The sequence below is a fragment of the Bacteroides stercorirosoris genome (genome assembly GCF_900142015.1).
GTDB classification, from domain to species: domain Bacteria; phylum Bacteroidota; class Bacteroidia; order Bacteroidales; family Bacteroidaceae; genus Bacteroides; species Bacteroides stercorirosoris.
In genome coordinates this window covers 106,250-124,400 of the sequence record NZ_FQZN01000005.1, presented here as the reverse complement: position 1 = coordinate 124,400, position 18,151 = coordinate 106,250, and the positions used below count along the sequence as shown (strand labels likewise).

The 18,151-nt window shown below is 43.8% G+C and carries 10 protein-coding genes; 1 reads left to right on the top strand and 9 read right to left on the bottom strand.

The window, feature by feature from the left end; translation table 11 throughout:
• Positions 1–23: 23 nt before the first annotated feature.
• Positions 24–3,635: a glycoside hydrolase family 38 N-terminal domain-containing protein gene (locus BUC01_RS05505; RefSeq protein WP_073312982.1), complete on the top strand. Its 3,612-nt coding sequence runs from the start codon at positions 24–26 to the stop codon at positions 3,633–3,635.
• A 98-nt stretch (positions 3,636–3,733) separates the two neighbouring features.
• On the opposite strand, the gene BUC01_RS05500 is transcribed toward BUC01_RS05505, so the two are convergent.
• From BUC01_RS05500 to BUC01_RS25805, 9 genes are all read right to left on the bottom strand, one after another.
• Positions 3,734–5,398 carry a sodium:solute symporter family protein gene (locus BUC01_RS05500; protein WP_073312980.1) on the bottom strand — a complete coding sequence of 555 codons (1,665 nt, stop codon included), beginning with the start codon at positions 5,396–5,398 and terminating at the stop codon, positions 3,734–3,736.
• 42 nt (positions 5,399–5,440) lie between these two features.
• Entirely contained in the window at positions 5,441–7,729 is a 2,289-nt protein-coding gene (locus BUC01_RS05495) for an FAD-dependent oxidoreductase (RefSeq protein WP_025830825.1), read from the bottom strand.
• A gap of 77 nt (positions 7,730–7,806) precedes the next feature.
• Positions 7,807–10,137 carry a glycosyl hydrolase family 28-related protein gene (locus BUC01_RS05490; RefSeq protein WP_025830826.1) on the bottom strand — a complete coding sequence of 777 codons (2,331 nt, stop codon included), beginning with the start codon at positions 10,135–10,137 and terminating at the stop codon, positions 7,807–7,809.
• Positions 10,137–11,525, bottom strand: coding sequence for a hypothetical protein (locus tag BUC01_RS05485; protein ID WP_073312977.1), 1,389 nt, complete (start codon positions 11,523–11,525; stop codon positions 10,137–10,139). Before BUC01_RS05485 ends, BUC01_RS05490 begins: the two co-directional genes overlap by 1 nt.
• Before the next feature lie 232 nt (positions 11,526–11,757).
• On the bottom strand, positions 11,758–13,146 hold the full coding sequence (locus tag BUC01_RS05480) for a GDSL-type esterase/lipase family protein (RefSeq protein WP_025830827.1): 1,389 nt from the start codon (positions 13,144–13,146) through the stop codon (positions 11,758–11,760).
• A 12-nt stretch (positions 13,147–13,158) separates the two neighbouring features.
• The gene (locus BUC01_RS05475; RefSeq protein ID WP_073312974.1) at positions 13,159–13,983 is read right to left on the bottom strand and encodes an alpha/beta hydrolase; all 825 of its coding nucleotides are present in this window, start codon (positions 13,981–13,983) and stop codon (positions 13,159–13,161) included.
• Between the two features lies 1 nt (position 13,984).
• A complete protein-coding gene (locus BUC01_RS05470) occupies positions 13,985–16,183 on the bottom strand; it encodes a beta-glucosidase family protein (RefSeq protein ID WP_073313035.1) in 2,199 nt (732 codons plus the stop codon).
• Positions 16,184–16,203: 20 nt separating this feature from the next.
• Positions 16,204–17,271 carry a beta-L-arabinofuranosidase domain-containing protein gene (locus tag BUC01_RS25810; RefSeq protein WP_243462288.1) on the bottom strand — a complete coding sequence of 356 codons (1,068 nt, stop codon included), beginning with the start codon at positions 17,269–17,271 and terminating at the stop codon, positions 16,204–16,206.
• Entirely contained in the window at positions 17,193–18,149 is a 957-nt protein-coding gene (locus BUC01_RS25805; RefSeq protein WP_244895735.1) for a hypothetical protein, read from the bottom strand. Before BUC01_RS25805 ends, BUC01_RS25810 begins: the two co-directional genes overlap by 79 nt.
• Positions 18,150–18,151: the final 2 nt, after the last annotated feature.

Here is an 18,151-nt window from a genome sequence, read left to right as displayed (position 1 = left end):
ATTATTCACTTAAATAGTTAACCATGAAATTACCGATTATCTTATTAGCATCTATGCTGTTTTGCTCGGGTGGTTCATACGCACAAAATACGGAGCAAGAGAAACAAGCGAAAGTTTATGCGGTGGCGGATGCCCACTTGGATACCCAATGGAACTGGGATATACAGACCACCATTAAGGAGTATGTCTGGAATACCCTGTCACGCAACCTGCTTTTGCTGAAGAAGTATCCCGACTATGTTTTCAATTTTGAGGGAGGTGTCAAATATGCATGGATGAAGGAATATTATCCCAGCGAATATGAGCAGCTTAAAGCATTTGTCCGTTCGGGACGCTGGCACATTAGCGGCAGCAGTTGGGAAGCCTCGGACGTGCTGGTCCCTTCTGTCGAATCTTCCATCCGTAACATCTTGCTTGGGCAGGAATACTACAGGCAGGAATTCGGAGTGGAGAGTACCGATATCTTCCTTCCCGATTGCTTCGGTTTTGGCTGGACATTGCCTACAATTGCCAAACACTGCGGTCTCATCGGCTTTTCTTCACAAAAACTGGACTGGCGTACCAATCCTTTTTACGGTAAAAGCAAGCATCCTTTCACAATTGGATTATGGCAAGGAGTAGACGGTTCCTCCATTATGCTTGCCCACGGTTATGATTATGGTAAGCGTTGGAAAAACATCGACCTGTCGGAAGATAAAGAATTGCAGGAACTGGCTAAACGCACTCCGTTGAATACCGTATATCGCTATTACGGTACGGGTGATACGGGAGGTTCCCCTACTCTGGGTTCTGTCAGCTCTGTGGAGAAAGGTATCAAAGGAAACGGGCCGTTGAAGATTATCAGTGCTACAAGCGACCAGTTGTTTAAGGATTATCTGCCATACGACAAACATCCCGAATTGCCCGTATTCAACGGTGAACTTCTGATGGATGTGCATGGAACAGGGTGCTATACTTCACAAGCTGCCATGAAACTCTACAACCGGCAGAATGAACTGTTGGGCGATGCTGCCGAACGGGCTGCTGTTGCGGCGGATTGGATGGGTGCGGCCAGTTATCCGGGTAAAAGTCTGACAGAGTCATGGCAGCGTTTTATCTTCCATCAGTTCCACGATGACCTTACCGGTACCAGTATTCCGCGTGCATACGAATTTTCATGGAATGACGAACTTCTTTCATTGAAGCAATTCTCCGGTATATTGACTGCTTCTGTCGGGGCGGTTTCCGAGAAATTGGATACTCGTGTCAAGGGAATCCCTGTTGTATTCTACAATGCGTTGGGTTTTCCGGTAACGGATGTAGTGGAAATTGCGGTTGAAGCTCCCAAATTTCCCAGGGGTATTAGCGCATACAATGCGGAAGGGAAAAAAGTAGCTTCTCAAATCCTGTCTTATAAAGACGGGAAGGTACACTTGCTGGTAGAAGCTACTGTGCCTGCTGCGGGATATGCGGTTTATGATATCCGTCTCTCCGGAAATCAACAACAAACGGCCTCATCCGTTGCAAAGGCGACAATAGAGAATTCCGTGTATAAGATTTCGTTGAATGAACAGGGCGACATCACCTCTCTGTATGATAAGATAAACGATAAGGAACTTGTTAAAAGCGGTAGGCAGATCCGTTTGGCCCTCTTTACTGACAATCCCTCTTACAACTGGCCTGCCTGGGAGATTATGAAGAAGACGGTTGACAGTACGCCTGTTTCCATCACGGAAGATGTCAGAATGACTTTGAATGAAGACGGAGAACTGCGCAAAACCATTTGCGTGGAAAAACGTCATGGCAAGTCATTGTTCCGTCAGTATATCCGCCTTTACGAAGGTGAGTTGGCCGGACGTATCGATTTCTATAATGAAATAGACTGGCAGTCTACCAATGCCCTTCTGAAAGCCGAGTTCCCTTTGAATCTTGATAACGAGAAAGCTACATACGACCTTGGTATCGGCAGCGTCCAGAGAGGTAATAATGTACTGACTGCTTATGAAGTTTACGCCCAACAATGGGCAGACCTGACCGACCGCAGCGGCAGCTATGGTGTTTCTATTCTGAATGACAGTAAATATGGCTGGGATAAACCGGATAACAATACCCTCCGCCTGACTTTACTCCATACGCCGGCCACAAAGAACAATTATTCCTATCAGGACCGTCAGGACTTAGGTTATCATACATTTACCTATAGTTTGGTTCCACATGCCGGTGCTTTGGATAAGGCGCAGGCCGCTATGGATGCTGAAGTGCTGAACCAGCGTGTGAAAGCTTTCAGAACGGAGAAGCATACAGGAACGTTGGGTAAGACTTTTTCTTTGGTTTCTTCAAACAACAATAATGTAGTAATTAAGGCTTTGAAGAAAGCAGAAAGCTCTGATGAGTATGTGGTGCGTGTATATGAGACCGGTGGTAAAGCCTTGCAAAATGCTGTGCTGACATTTGCCGGGAACATTCTGAGCGCTAATGAAGCGGACGGTACGGAAAAGAGTATCGGTAGTGCGGCTTTCAAAGGTCGTCAATTAGAGGTTTCCGTACAACCCAATAGTATCAAAACCTATAAAATCCGCCTGAATACTACCGGAGAAGAGAAGCTGAAGTATGAACAGCTGCCTCTGAATTATGACCGGAAATGCTTTAGCTGGAATGAATTCCGTTGGGAAGCTGACTTTGAGTCCGGTTATTCATACGCTGCAGAGCTGATTCCTGCGGAGCTGACTGTTAATCGCATTCCTTTCCGTCTGGAAACGAAAGAAGAGAAGAATGGTATGTCATGTACCGGGGGGACTTTGCAATTGCCTGCCGGACATACTTATAATCGTTTGTACATCCTTGCTGCAGCGGCTACTTCCGAGAAAGATGCGAAGGGAACATTCCGCGCCGGTAAGAGTTTGCAGGAGCTTGTTGTTCCGTCTTATACCGGTTTTATCGGTCAGTGGGGACATACGGGACATACGCAAGGCTATTTGAAGGATGCAGAAGTAGCCTATACCGGTACACATCGCCACTCTGCCGAGGGAGATCATGCTTATGAGTTTACTTATATGTTCAAGTTGGCCATTGATATTCCGGCTAAAGCCACTGAAATTGTTCTGCCGGACAATAAGGATGTGGTCATCTTTGCCGCTACGCTTGTAGAGGAACCTTATGCGCCTGTTGAGGCTGTGTCTACCTTGTTCCGTACTGCCAATAAAGATAATGCTTGTCTGCAAGAAATAGCGGAGCCGAAGGTTAATCTGCTGAAACCGGAACAGATCGTTGCCTGGTCGGGATATACCAATGATAATGAGAAGCCTGCATTCCTTGTCGACGGAAAAGAGAACACAAAATGGTGTGACATCTCCATGCTTCCTAATTACGTTGATTTCGACCTGGGAACGGAAAAGGAGATAAGTGGCTGGAAGATGGTGAATGCTGCTCAGGAAAGTCACTCTTATATAACAAGCAACTGCTTCCTGCAAGGTCGGAACAACCCGAATGAGGCATGGTGTACACTGGATTTTGTAACCGGAAATAAGCAGAATGTAATTAACCGTTCTTTGGGTAAGACTGAGAAGGTACGTTATTTACGTCTGCTGGTTACTCAGCCGGTACAGGCTCCTAATGGGAAAGATACGCGGATTTATGAGTTTGCTGTTTACGAATAAACTTATTTAATAGTAATCTAACTAACGTAAGTTCGATGAATTAAACGAAGTGATTTTCATCGAACTCACGTTATTAAGGAAGAAGTACTAAAAGGCTTCTAAAGCGGACGGCGTAATGATAAAATAAGCAAATATATTCCTATCAATGTCACAACTAATCCGACAGCGACAGGTACGACAATGTTTTCTTTCGCGATGAAACCGAGAACTGTGATAAGCACACCGGACAGTCCGAGACCAATGCCCAACACTTTCTGTGTAAATCTGTTAGTCTGTCTAGATTCTTCAGTATCGCCTGCGTCTTCCTGACGCATCCTTGCATTCCGTCCTGAAATATAGGCTATATATTCCGGAGCGATGAATTCTTTTGCTTTCAGCACCATCTCAATCCCGGCAAGCAGTATCACAGGAACGGCGGTACCGACTATCATTTCCCATGCCCTATCAAGAGCCAATCCTAAATGTGGAGTCACAAACTTGAATATCAAGTTGATGGTAAGGCTTATAAATGTCACTGAAAGTATCGTGCGCGCAGTTTGCCGCTTTGAGAACAAAGACCATATAACAGGAAGGTAAATCGGAACTCCCGTCAATGCCGCCACACTGATTACAACGTTTACAATACCTCCCATAGAACGTATCAGAAGCGCTATAATAATAGCTGTTATTCCGAACCCCCATGTGGAAATCCTTGCCACATTCATTAATGTCTTTTCAGAAGTATTAGGGCGCATTCTTTTGAATATGTCGTTGGTAACCACACCTGCCGATATGTTCAGAGTGGCATTGAGAGAACTTGCCGTTGCGAAAATCATTCCCCCGAGCATTAGACCAAGTAATCCGTCAGGCATAGCCTCCTTGCACATAAGAAGATAGGCTCCTTCGTTTTCAAGGCCTGGTAATGATGGATTATAGATTCGGTAAATCATGGGTATCAACATCCACAGAATCGGACTGATTGTGTAGAGCACACCGAAAAGCCAACCTGTTTTTCTTGAATCCCTTTCCGTCTTTACAGAAGTATATCTCTGAACATATGCCCAGTTACCTCCGAGGAAAAACATATTATAGACAGCAAAGGCTATCACGAATCCGGGAGTATACTCTCCTTCAAAGAGTCCGAAAAATCTGTCCGGCGCCTTTTCGAAAAATGCACCGACTCCACCAATCTTGTCGAAAGCAAGCGGAACAGCTATCACTACTGCCGCAAAAAGAATTACGAACTGAAGGACATCAGTCACAACCACTCCTCTCAAACCTCCGAGAGCAACATAAACCATGCTGAATGCTCCTAAAACGAGGATAGCTGTGGTTAGAGGAATACCCGTAGTAACTTCGACTATTTTAGCTACGGGATAAAGAAATGAACCCATAGTGAAAATCGACACGGCCAAAAAAATATAAGTATATGTCTTTTGTGTCTTGACGCCAAGACGGTTCGTAATGTATTCGGCAGCCGTGAGACTGTGGGTACGATGCCATCGGGGAGCAATCCATGTGCCTACGGCATATCCGGCAATAGCCATTGTAAGCTGGATAACGATTGATACCATTCCATACGAATAAGCTATTGACCCCCACACGACGAAAGTACCTGCCGAGAAAAATCCCATGAACAATGAAAGTCCACTCATTCCCCATGGTACGTTGCCGCCACCTGAGAAAAAACTTTTCATATCCTTTCCTGTCTTAGAAAAAGACACTCCTGTAATCAACACTCCTATTGAAAATAGGATGATGGTTATGTAATCAAGTATATTCATTTCAGTTTGTTTATTATCAATATTTATACTGGTTCCGTTACCTTAACATACATATATTCCCATAAGTCCTGGACATACATTGTCGTAAGGACGAGCAAAGTTGACATAAATGGTATCGGTCATCACTGGCTTATCTAGTTCGAGCACATTGACCGTCTGATGATTGTCAGTAATATGACAAAGTTCCTTGCCCTCTGAATCACGGACTATGTACTCTCTGTAGCAAGTCGGAACACAGGCATCGAAATGTCCCATCTGGACGGTCTCCATTGCCTGATCTGTATCGGTATCGAAATACAGGATAATTGATTTAATTTGTTTCCTCTCATTCCACTTGAGACATACTTCAGGTCTTGCATCATCGAAAGCTGCTACCCAGGCATTAGTACCTATATATGGGCGATAATAAGAACTCCTTAAATTTTTCGAGCCGAAAGGTGTAAGGGCTGGGACAAATGACATTGCTATATTCTTGTTTTCCGGACGGCGTTTCGGACACCAAAATTCAAATTCCTCCACACCTATTCCTTCAGGCGGAATCTGCTTCCCAAAATTCGACACTGCAGGGTTGATGTAATTATACACAGTAGTCAATCCTGTAACCAGCCGCCCGCTCATCGGCACTGAAATTTCAGAATTTTTCATCAGACAGATAAAAGCGTAACGCGGAGCCGTGTATGAGTAGGAAAAATCTGCAATAATCTCATTTTCACCTTTTTTTAAATCGAATTCTATAACTGCATCAACAGTGTCAGGAGTGTAGTTCTCACTCTTGGATGAACTTCTCAACTCCATTACAAGTCTTGTTGCGTTATTAGCCTTTATATTCATCCTGATCACCGGTACTTTACCATTTACCGGTATGAGTTGAGCAACAGGATAGTCTAATCCGAACCAGGTTCCATCGGCCGGCAAATCGTCAAGTTCGAGCACAGATGACACTGATATTTCCGCAGAGTAGACAAGATTATCCTCAATCGCAACAGCAATACCCGGTATAAAATTCCCATTTTTAACAAGGAGGGATTGCAACAGACCTATCTTGTCTTTATCAACGAGGTCTATCGGCTTATATCCTTTTGAAAGGCAAATCGATGCGGCACGTCCAATGACTTCTCCACCGAGAGCTGCCGTACACATGACACGGGTAGTACCGTTTGCCACGTGGCTTGAGGAAATGATACGCCCGCCCACGAAAAGATTGTCAAGATCCGGAGTTACATAGCAACGGTAAGGAATCTGATAGACACCTTTGCTGTGCCACTGATGACAGCCATTTCCTTCAGCATACACACCATCGGCAGGATGAAGATCGATTGCCCATCCACCATATGCTACTGCATCATAGTGGGTTGACTGATTGATAACATCCTGCTGCGTCAGAGTATAAAGACCGTTGAACCTGCGGCTTTCGCGTTTACCCGGAAAAAGTCCTACCCATTCAAGTGTCAAAGTCTTTGCCTGAGGAAATTTTCCAGAATTCTTTATATAGTCCCAGACGCCATAGACAACTTTCCATAATTCGTATTTGATTTCTTCTGTATCTAAAATAGTATTGAGGCGTCCGCCGTACTCAAGCCACCAATATTTACACCCCAATTGATTGACATTGAAATAATTGGGATTCTGTAACTTTGGTATTAATGTTTCGACATTCTTTAACGCAAAATTTGGAGCGATATATTCCACTGGCTTGCCAATGTCCTTAGTATAGAACAATATGCTGTGTCCGAGCAATTCTCCATACTCTTGCTTGTCCGGTGCAAATTCTTCACCGTACACGGCTCTGCCTTCCGCCCCCATTCTGAATGATGCCCCGGCAAGATAACCTAGCGTACCATCTCCGGTACAGTCTGCAAACATCTGCCCTGAAATAGAATATTCAGTTCCGTTCTGCGAGTTTATAGCTGTGACAGAAGATATGTTCCGATCATTGCCTTTATCAACCTTATACAAGGTCGTGTTAAGAAGCAAGGTGATATTTTTCTCTGCCAACACCTTATCCATCAGCACCATGTCAAAAAGCACAGGATTCCCCTCCTTATTGCGGTAGACATTTTCCACAAGGATTTCATCGATGATTCCTCCTTCACGCGACCACCGGTTGTTGTTACCCATGTGTGAAGTGGCACCTAATGCCCAAAGACGAACTTCGCTGGAAGCATTGCCTCCAAGTACAGGACGATCCTGTATAAGGACAGCCCGGAGTCCTTCACGGGCGGCAGCAATTGCGCTGCATACACCCGTAAGTCCACCTCCAGCTACGACATAGTCCGCATTCAATACGACTTTTGTAAAAGCTCTGTTTTTCTCTATATTCTTTGTTATCATAATCTATATTTTCGTATTATCGGACCCCGATTAGAAACTTTGTTATCCTCAAACGTGTCTGTATCGGAAAAATATCCTCAAGGGTTGTCATCGATGACAAGGTAACTATCTTTGGCTACATTAGTTTCTAACCTTTTATCTACCTCATTGTATCTGTTGTTATGAATCAGAACGCCAGACGTGTTAGTGGCGTTTCCACCCAACAATACGGCATTCTTGGCAATATCAAACGAGTTGTCTTCGATTATAACATCCGTTACCGCATCCGGATTGGCCCCCGGGGAAGTACGGATATAGCTATATTCACTAAGCATATTCCTCCTGATAACAGTGCCTATGCTCATGCCAGTTCCTCCACTGCCGATAAGATTTATACTCTGGTGACCGGAATGCCCTCTGTCATCAATACCGAACCAATGACTATAATTACCCTCTTTAAGACGGCAATTGACGATATCGATATACCATTCAGGCTGTTTTCCCCGATACAGTAGCGAACCTCTGCCTACAATTCCGTTACACCGTGTCATCGTCATGCCGGAAATCACACAATTCTGTACAGAACCATACAACTGATAAGCTCCTACGTCGACTGCCTCGTTATTGATGAAATACAAATGATGCCTTACGGTGGTAATACTTATTTCAGATGTGGCATCCGGTTGCACAAGAAACGGCTGATCCAACTCAATTTTTGTCAGAGTATGGCTGCGGATACGTCTGAACTGTCCTGCTCCCGTCCCGTTGATAATATAGACTCCTCCACCGTTCCAGTGGTTTTCAGTCCATTGGTTTGTTTCCGCATCTTCCGGGATAGTAATTATATTACCTTCGACAGATTTTATCGGTCCGTAATATCCGCCGCTGCCGCCATCAAGGGTCATACACTCGCGGTCATTGGTATAATCGAACGGAATATAATTACGCGCTTCATAAAGATTCCTGCTTTCATCGATACTTGAGGCATACCCGAAACCATCTCCCTGCTTGTAACAATCCTCGAATATCAGCCCCTTTGGATGTACCAGCATATATGGCTGATTAGTACCTGTGGTATGTCTCTCGAAACGACAATTTTGGACAAATCCTCCCGCCGCATAGAAAGTGTACATGCCGGCTGAATTGAAGACGCAATTCCTTATTTTAAGATTCTTACCACGAAGAATGATACCTGTTTTGCTCCATCTGCTGTGAAATTCCGCTTCGACTTGATCCCTATTCGACTTCACTTGATATATCATACCACTGAGCTGTCCTGTCTGGCGTACAATTAGGTTTTCGAGCAATACCGTTCCTTGTTCTTCCACGGGTCCCGTAGACATGATGACACCCCATGCACGTGAAGACCACATTACTAAATTTCTCAAGCCGAAGTGGTGAGTTCCGCTAATAAGGCTGTTAGGCAATTCATACAAATCCCAATTGAGAGGATTCCAGAATATATGAGTTAATTCTTTTGATTCTCCCTCGATCAATGTATTTGGAGAAAGAATGAGCTCACCCGTAAGCATATATCTGCCTCTCGGCACATATACCTTACCGCCACCATTTTGTTCGGCAGCATGAAGAGCTGCACGGAAAGCTGCGGTTTCATTATGGACGCCATCGCCCACGGCACCGTAGTCCATCACATTGAATACTTTCACACCCCACCAGTCAGGAGATTTGGACACCACATCTATCCGCAAAGGTTCGCTCCATGCTGTCTTTCCTCCCATTCCGTTATGGTAATACAAATAATATGTGCCTAATGGCGTGTTGTCCGGAATATCAACACTAACGGAAAAGTCGTCGAAAAAATCCGTAACCTTGCATCTTACATTTTTTCCGCCTTTTAGCGGAACAAGTACAGCATGCGCCTTGTCCTTATCCCGTAAAAGATTCTTTCCTTGAACCCTGAGATAATCTCCGGCAACCGCACATTCACCATCCTCGCTCAAAGCCCAACGGACAATCGGAACGTTCAGATAAAAATAAGCCTTTTCATTATTGACATCTGTCATTTCAACACTGAAAACCCCATTCTTCAAATCCTCGGGCACAATAAACTTAAGAGACTGTTCCTTTTGCTGTAGCAAGTCCACCGTTTTAGCCTTATAGGATGCCAACGGCCCGGTACGAAGGTCGGTACCATTTGTATCGGGCAGCCTGTCCTCTGCAGGGAGCGGAACATACGCAGGTTCGGCATTGCCGACGTTTCCATTATCCAGAGTAAAAACTTTTATTGTCTTTATCTTGTCAAGATATTCACCCCTGATAAGTACCGCATCATTAGGCCTTGTCTCTGCAGTTGTTACCTGAAACAACTTAGGTTCGAATTTACCATCTTGCCTATCGGCAGAATAACCATTGCTGGAACAAACCCATAAAAAGGTTAATCCAAATAATAATATTTTATTCAATTCCATTATTTCAAATATTGTTTAATAATATAATCGGGGATTTTCGTGTCGTAATAATCCAGCAAATAGTTATCGAGATTTCCGTTGATTTCATCTTTTATCTCAATCACTTCTATGCGGTATATGTTTATATCACAGTCCGTGAATTTCAAGCCTATATTCCCATAGGTTATAGGTTCTTTGGTATCTGTTCCTTTTATGATGCTTTCGCCGTCCCACAAAACTTCGTAATTCTTATCCATTACACGGATTTTGAGTTCGTGTATGTTTCTATCATTATACGAATCTACTTTCACTTTTTGGAGCGGCTCTATAGTATTTCCACCCGACTTGTATTTATTCAGAGTGATTTCATTACCGTTTTTCAGGCTTACCCCGTAATATTTCAGCATTTTTGAATACATTGCTATATTCTGATAGCGCATCTGCACTGAAAATTCAGAAGTGCTCACAGTCGGCTCTGGAAAAGAAAGACGGACGGCAATTTCATAGTCAGCCCATTTCTTGTCTCCTAAATAGTATATGCCATCACCGCGTTTTCTCCAATATCTGCTGCCGTCTTCTGCATAAGGCAATTCTGCAAATTTGATGCCGTTCCATATCGGATTCACAATACTTGCAGGTACATTGCATAAACTGCCGTCTGCAAAATTCTCTCTCAAAAGGGTATTCGGCGCAATCGGTTCCTTGTCGACAAAATTATCTTCCGCAGGGATAAAATTATCGCTGTATTCGATAGCCCAATCTCTGAATGTCACCTGCATTTTACGAAAAGAATTCACATCATAGCCTATTTGATTGTCATTTCCGGAGCAGGCATAAAAACCGGACAAATGCTTTTCTCCAAGATTGACAAAAACAGCAGGGCCTTTAACCCACTCATCAGCGGCATTTTTATAATGACTCAAAAAAGAATTTCCTTGTCTCGTAAGCCTTATCTCAACAGGAAAACCGATATACCCCACTCGTCTGTAAGAGGTACTGCCTCCTTCCTGCTGTCTAAAAAAAACGAACAAATCTCCGGTAGCAGTTGCTTCAAGATGTACATTCGGTGAGCTTTGGCTATCAGTGGATCTCATCATAATACCAGCAGAACCTTTCTTTATATCGTCAATTTTCACCGTTATCACAGATTTTGAACAATCGTCATGCAAAAATGGCTGTTCTTTATATGCAAAACTGTACTCATCAGATTCAAAAAAGGCATTTTTTGTGTTCTCTGTCTTAATTGTCATAGTGTTGGAATCCACGGTAATGGATCCCTTAGCATCTTTTCCGTAGCTTGCAAATCGCCATTCATCCTGTCCGGTCTTATCCGCTGCGTGCAGAGTTCCGACAAAGGTTAAGGCTGTAAGCATGATAAGCTGTTTCCATGTAATGTTAATCAATGTCATTTTGGGGTTTAATTATTAATGATTGGTTATATATTATGTCTTTTGCACTCACTGAGCACGTACAAATATATGCTCATAAGTATCAATACACAAGCATTTTATAGTATAAATCATCGCAAACGTTCCCGGGAACGTTTTAATACGTAAAGAACAGAAATATACTGGTTTACAAATAAGCGGAATCTAGTCGGGAACGACCAGATTCCGCTTACATGCAACGTGGGACAATTTTTTAGTGATTCAATATAAATTTGATAACAGGAGCTGGCGCGTCAAGACTGTGAGGATGATGATCGCAGCCTTCTTTGACGATTACCTCAATCTCTCCCCGAAGTTTTTTATAACGTGCCGCCAAGATTTCAAGATTCTCGTCATACGGCACGGTTTTATCACTGTCTCCTGCTACAGCTATAATCGGAATCTTTGCTTTTGCCAAAGGTTTCAGATTGTCGATAGGATTGCCCTTGAAATTTTTCATATCCTCTTCTTTGATATTCCACTCCTGCAGAAACTCCTGCCATAAGTCAGCCCTTTCACGACCGGGCCAGCTCGTAATATCGCATACCGGGGCATCAAGATAGATACACGATACTTTCTCCGGATTTGCCGCTGCCCAATCGACTGCAAAGAGTCCGCCTCTACTGAATCCCTCCAGGACAACTTTTTCCGAGAAGCCATAATACTTAATCATGGCATTGTAAAACTGGGTTCCGAGTTCCTGAGACCTCGGGCTGCCATAAAGGAATGCCAGGTCATAATGCACTACATGGTAGCCCAATGCCAGCATTGCGATATCTACAGCAGGGAAAGCCCCGAAAAAAGCAGGTCTCCAAATCCAAGGCTTACCAGGAAGAGGCTTGGAGGGAGCTACTATATTAGCCTTTCTCCCGTTGAACTCGAAATCATATTTATCATAACCTTTCCATTTGGTCTTGACTCCGGGGAAATCTTGAAGTTGGAATTCTTTGGAATTTCCGTTCATCACCCCATACGCACACTTTGCCATCTCCAAAGATGCTACTCTGTCCGGATGTAGTTTATCAGGGAAATGTTCTCGCATTCCGGAAGTAGCGGCATGCATGTCGACTATTTCAAGACGGTTTTTCTCTGCAACCTCCCTGATGCGAGGGATTACACCGTGAACTATAACACTATCTTTAATAGGGCCTTTTTCAATATAACATGTAGCCGGGAGGCACAAATAAATTTTGGGTTTAGAATCCATACCCGAGAACACGTCAATCATAGCCTGCATATCTCCCTTAAACTCATCCTTATGTTTCCAATTACCACCCTTTGAATCATTGGTGCCGAATTTAATAAATATTATATCTGGCTGAAATTCAAACACCTGTTTATACACGCGGGTTTTTATGTAGGGGTTGTCTCCGGAAGAAAGCACAGTAGTGCCACTAACTCCGAAGTTTCTCACGTCATAGCCGGAACCGAGCATTTGCCCTAGCACCGCAGGATAGCTGTCTCTTGCCTGATTGGATAGACCTGCACCGAAAGTGATGCTGTTGCCAATACAGGCAACCTTGATTTTTCCTTTTTCTACTGCAAGACCGGCAGGGGCAATCATAAACATAAGCCAAACTGCCAATAACAGAGTTCTAATCATATTTATAAATATTTAGTTGTTCTGTTCTGCAATCCACCTCAGAACAGTAGTTTTGAATTCATTGAAATAAGGAAAAGGAGCCCCCTCGATAAAGCCCCAACCATGTCTGCCTTTCGGATAGATGTGCATTTCAGCAGGAACGGCATTCTTCAGTAACGCCTGATAGAATACGATGGAATTTTCCGGTTTTACCGCTGGGTCATCTGAACAGTGAAAAAGAATGGTTGCAGGGGTATCTTCAGCAACTTGCTCTTCCGTAGAGAATTTAATTACAGTATCTTCGGATGGTTTTTTCCCTATAAGATTAAATCTTGAGAACTGGTGAGTAATATCTTTTTTCATAGATATTACCGGATAGACCAAGATTCCGAAATCAGGTTTCAATTCACCCCTCAACGTCACAAGAGCTGTTGCCGCAAGATGTCCTCCTGCGGAAAAGCCCATCAGGCCGATTTTGCAGGAATCAAGATTCCATTTACCTGCATTGGCCATCACGATTTCAAAAGCTCTTGTCAAGTCTTTGACAGGCACTTCTTGCCTTCCTGCTGGCATCCTGTATTTGACGACAAAGGCTGCAATGCCGTTTTTGTTTAGCCATTTTGCTACAGCGACTCCTTCCGAACCGAAAGAAAGTCCTTTGTATCCACCACCGGGACAAACCACGACTGCCTGTCTACTCGGTCTGTCCGTAAGGTACACATGTAATTCAGGCATTTCATCATCAAGAGAAGCAATCGTCTCAAATTCGGCTTTGCCATATAGTGGTAGAACCAAGTTCTGTGCATTGACAAGCATAGAACTCAGTATTATTAAAATGATTAAGAATAATTTTCGCATACTATTTGATTTCAACACTAACTACATATTTGATATCATCGGAAGCGGCTGCTATGCTTATGTTATATTTGCCCTTTTCCAATTTCCATCCATCCAACTGTTCATCCCAAAATGCCCAGTCATCAACAGGAAGTTCCACTTCAACTACTTTGGACTCACCTGATTTCAAAGAGGTGCGTGCAAATCCTTTAAGTTCCTTTACCGGGCGTTCAGAAGACGGATTGATTTGAGAAACATAAACCTGAGATATTTCATCACCGTCACGTGCTCCCGTATTTTTCACACAGAACGACACTTTTACTTTGTCACCAGGGCTGTAAACGGACCTATCGGTTTTTGCATTTGAATATTCATAGGAAGTATAGCTCAAACCATGTCCAAAAGCATACATAGGGGTAATATTCTTTGAATCAAACCATCTGTATCCGACATAGATACCTTCTGAATATGTCACGGTTTCATTAACTCCCGGATATGTTTCGGGGCCAAATGCATGCGCTCCGCAGTCTTCAAGAGCCGCAGGGAATGAGATAGGTAATTTGCCGGACGGATTGACATCTCCGGACAACACGGAAGCTATGGCATGGCCAGACTCGGAACCGCAGTACCATGCTTGTACAATGGATGGGACATTTTCAGCAAAACGCAAATCCACGGCATTTCCGGAAACAAGAACCAACACGACATTGCTGTTCACTTCGAGGATTCTACGTATGAGTTCCGGCTGTCCATAAGGAAGACTGTACGATTCTCTGTCATATCCTTCGCTGTCCTGCCTCCAGTTATGATTAAGACCTCCCACAAATATAACAAGATCACTTTCTCCAGCAAGTTTTACTGCTTCTGTCGCCAATCGTGTGTTGTCATAAGCCGGAGGAGCGATCTTTCCGTCTATCGTTGGAGTGTAAGCGCTGTATCCCCTTGCAAAAGACACTTCCACTTCTTTTCCGAAACGCGATTCGATGCCCGCAAGCGGAGTAATTTCATATCTTGGTTTAAGAGCAGCAGCACCTCCATTGCTGGCATGGGTTCTGACGGCATTTTCTCCTATTACAGCTATTTTCCTGCATTTTTCAGTATTTACAGGAAGAATATTATTGCGATTTTTCAACAATACAATCCCTTGCTCTGCGATATGGCGTGCCAAGTCAGTATGTTCTTTCGTATTGAAACTTCCCCAAGGACGATTGCGGTTCATTGCCGTTCTTAGATTAAGTTTAAGAACACGTCTGACCTTATCGTCAAGTTTTTCCATAGGTACTTTGCCGTTACGGACAAAATATAGGAGAGAATCGGCCATATAATATTTATTATACGGTTTTAAAGTTCCCATTTCTATATCAAGTCCGTTCATTGCAGCCTCATACGCATTCTTTGTTCCACTCCAGTCCGAGATGACTGCCCCGTCAAATTTCCATTCTCCTTTAAGAATATCGTTGATGAGATAACTATTGTGGCAGCAGTATTGTCCTCTGAGTTTATTATATGCTCCCATTACAGACCATGCCCCGGCCTCTGTTACTGCAGCCTTAAAGGCAGGAAGATAAATCTCTCGCAATGCCCTTTCGGACACTTCTACATTAACAGTATCTCTCTGATACTCCTGATTATTAAGTGCAAAGTGCTTCACGCATACGGCAATACCGTTATCCTGAATGGCTTTGATATACGGAACAGCAATTTTCGAGACCAAAAAAGGATCTTCACCCATATACTCGAAGTTTCTTCCGTTAAGAGGTGTCCTTGCGATATTTACTCCCGGAGCAAGCTGAACGTCTTTCTCCCGATAGTTCGCCTCTTCACTGAGAGCCTGTCCATATTGAGACGCAAGTTCCGTATTCCAGCTGGATGCAAGAACCGTAAGAGCTGGAAATGCTGTGCAGGAATCATTGGTAGTTTCCGCTTTTGTCCAACTGTTGTAAAGGACTTCGCTCCTTACACCGAACGGCCCGTCATTCATCCACAACTCAGGAATACCGAGTCGTTGCACTCCGGGAGAACTGAATTTGGACTGGGCATGACACAATGCCACCTTTTCTTCCAGTGTAAGACGTGGGATAATATCTTCCACTCTCTCGTCTATCGTTTTTGATTCATCAAGATAAACGGGCAATTGTCTGTCTGTTCTCGTTTTGGGTCCTGATGTACACGCAGACATCAAAACAAGGACAGACAGTACAGTCATCGTAATTCTACTCATAATTAATTTAATTTTAAATTTCATTTGCAAGATTCCACTATCGGAAGTGTCGTCATTCTTATCCTTGTACATCCGGACGGTACCATTTCTATTTCTTCACATTTTGATGAAACCTGAATTTTCTCGCCGGGTAGTCCGGGAGTCGTATTGCCCAGAAGTCGCCATTCCGGAATTTCAAATGCAGTTACTTTAAGCTTGACAGGGGTTGAATCTGGTGTCCACGGGAATCCATTCTTCCCTGTGCTAACCACAGTTATTTCAGGATTTTCAGGCAGACCGAAATTCCACTTAGAAGCAGGAGTCACGTTATATGCAGGAAAAGCTACTGATGTCTTGAACTGGTCCTTTATGATCTCGACATTCTCATCGATATTTACAGAATACAGTAGCGGCCCCATATATACATTCATTTCGGTATCAGCTCTTTTCTCTGTCCTCGGTTTCATATCGATGTCCAACTCTACGACATCCCCATCCTTAAACCGTCTTTCTATCGTACTGAATCCTCCTGCATGATATTCTTTCGGCTGCTCCGCATTGACAGTCAGCTTCGCATTCACTGCCCATGATGGAATTCTCACTGTAAACGGTATTTTGACTGGAGCGCCATCGAGAGCAAACCTGAATGTTATTTTCCCGGAGAAAGGATAAGAAGTATCTTCCGTTATGCATACGTTTGTGCCATTAATCTCTGTCCTATATTCCGATGGACCGTACAAAGCGGCAACTATCTCATGCTCGTCACCATTCATCCACATCCTTGAGATATAGTTCGGGAACATCCTGTGGACATTGCCGGAACAACATTCGACATCAAATCCCGGTCTGTAAGCCTGACGTGACAAGCCTTCTTCACCGTATGGAGCCATGGAACTTTTTTCAGTTGCCAACAACTGATTCGGAGACGAGAAGTATTGCAGAGCCTTGAAATCCTTATTAATAGCTCCCAAGGCTGCATTGTACACAGCCGATTCCATCTTATCCGCCCACTTGACATCTCCGGTTGCCATCAGCATGTAACCGTAACTCCATATGAAGTCACTGATATCACAGGTCTCATGCAGCGCTTCTGCATGCTTAGGAAACAAGCTTTCATATGAAGCCGGTATCCCCCATCCGGAAGTTCGTTTTCCCGCTCCACGGAAGAGTAAAAACCAAGTGCGGCATCGAGATATTCCTGCTTGCCGGTGTAGAGATACAGAATCAGCGGCTGTTTGGAAACTTCGGCGGCTGTCACCCCATGTACGTCAATCGGCTTTGAAGAGACCATATCTTCATGGATGAACACTTCATTGTCTTTTGTTCCTCCGTTCATACTGAACAGATCCCAAATATGTCTGGCTTTCTGCAGGATTTCCTTGTTGCCCGTATATGAATATATTTTGCACATGCTTTCTATGATACAAGTCTGTCTGTTAGTCAGAGTATCATTTAGTGCGGAAAAATGTTTTTTCAGCAGAACCGGAACCCTGTCGTCTCCAGTATAGTCGTAATACGCAAGTAGCGTCCGCGCAAATACCGAAAATGCCCACTGGCTCTCACCGAGGGTTTCCGGACCCAGCATTCCGTTCGCCCGGGGATGGGATAAGACATATCTGGCATTGTCGCAACCGAGTTGCATAAGTACACTGTCTCTTAAGAATATTCCACACCTATACAGACCGTCAGTCATATATCCCGATTGTTCATAAGGCCACCAGCCTTTCGCGATCAGATTTCCTCCCTTCGGGATTATTCCATTCCACAGACATGTGTTATAAGGATAACCTGACTCCTTACGGTTAAGTCCGAGTCCGTCTCTCTGCCTCTGCAATATTTCTCTTAACCACGAGGACGGCTGTATATTTTCTATATCCGCTTCTTTATATACTCCGTAATATTCAGGAGTGTCAGTCACATCCGTACATGAGCCAAGCTCCAAGACAAGACCAACCGTAATAAACAATTTAATCAACTTCTTTTTCATGA

Coding starts and splice junctions, on each gene's coding strand:
- BUC01_RS25805 (WP_244895735.1), bottom strand. CDS start 18,149: ATGAAAAAGAAGTTGATTAAATTGTTTATTACGGTTGGTCTTGTCTTG.
- BUC01_RS05475 (WP_073312974.1), bottom strand. CDS start 13,983: ATGCGAAAATTATTCTTAATCATTTTAATAATACTGAGTTCTATGCTT.
- BUC01_RS05485 (WP_073312977.1), bottom strand. CDS start 11,525: ATGACATTGATTAACATTACATGGAAACAGCTTATCATGCTTACAGCC.
- BUC01_RS05500 (WP_073312980.1), bottom strand. CDS start 5,398: ATGAATATACTTGATTACATAACCATCATCCTATTTTCAATAGGAGTG.
- BUC01_RS05490 (WP_025830826.1), bottom strand. CDS start 10,137: ATGGAATTGAATAAAATATTATTATTTGGATTAACCTTTTTATGGGTT.
- BUC01_RS05470 (WP_073313035.1), bottom strand. CDS start 16,183: ATGAGTAGAATTACGATGACTGTACTGTCTGTCCTTGTTTTGATGTCT.
- BUC01_RS05495 (WP_025830825.1), bottom strand. CDS start 7,729: ATGATAACAAAGAATATAGAGAAAAACAGAGCTTTTACAAAAGTCGTA.
- BUC01_RS05505 (WP_073312982.1), top strand. CDS start 24: ATGAAATTACCGATTATCTTATTAGCATCTATGCTGTTTTGCTCGGGT.
- BUC01_RS05480 (WP_025830827.1), bottom strand. CDS start 13,146: ATGATTAGAACTCTGTTATTGGCAGTTTGGCTTATGTTTATGATTGCC.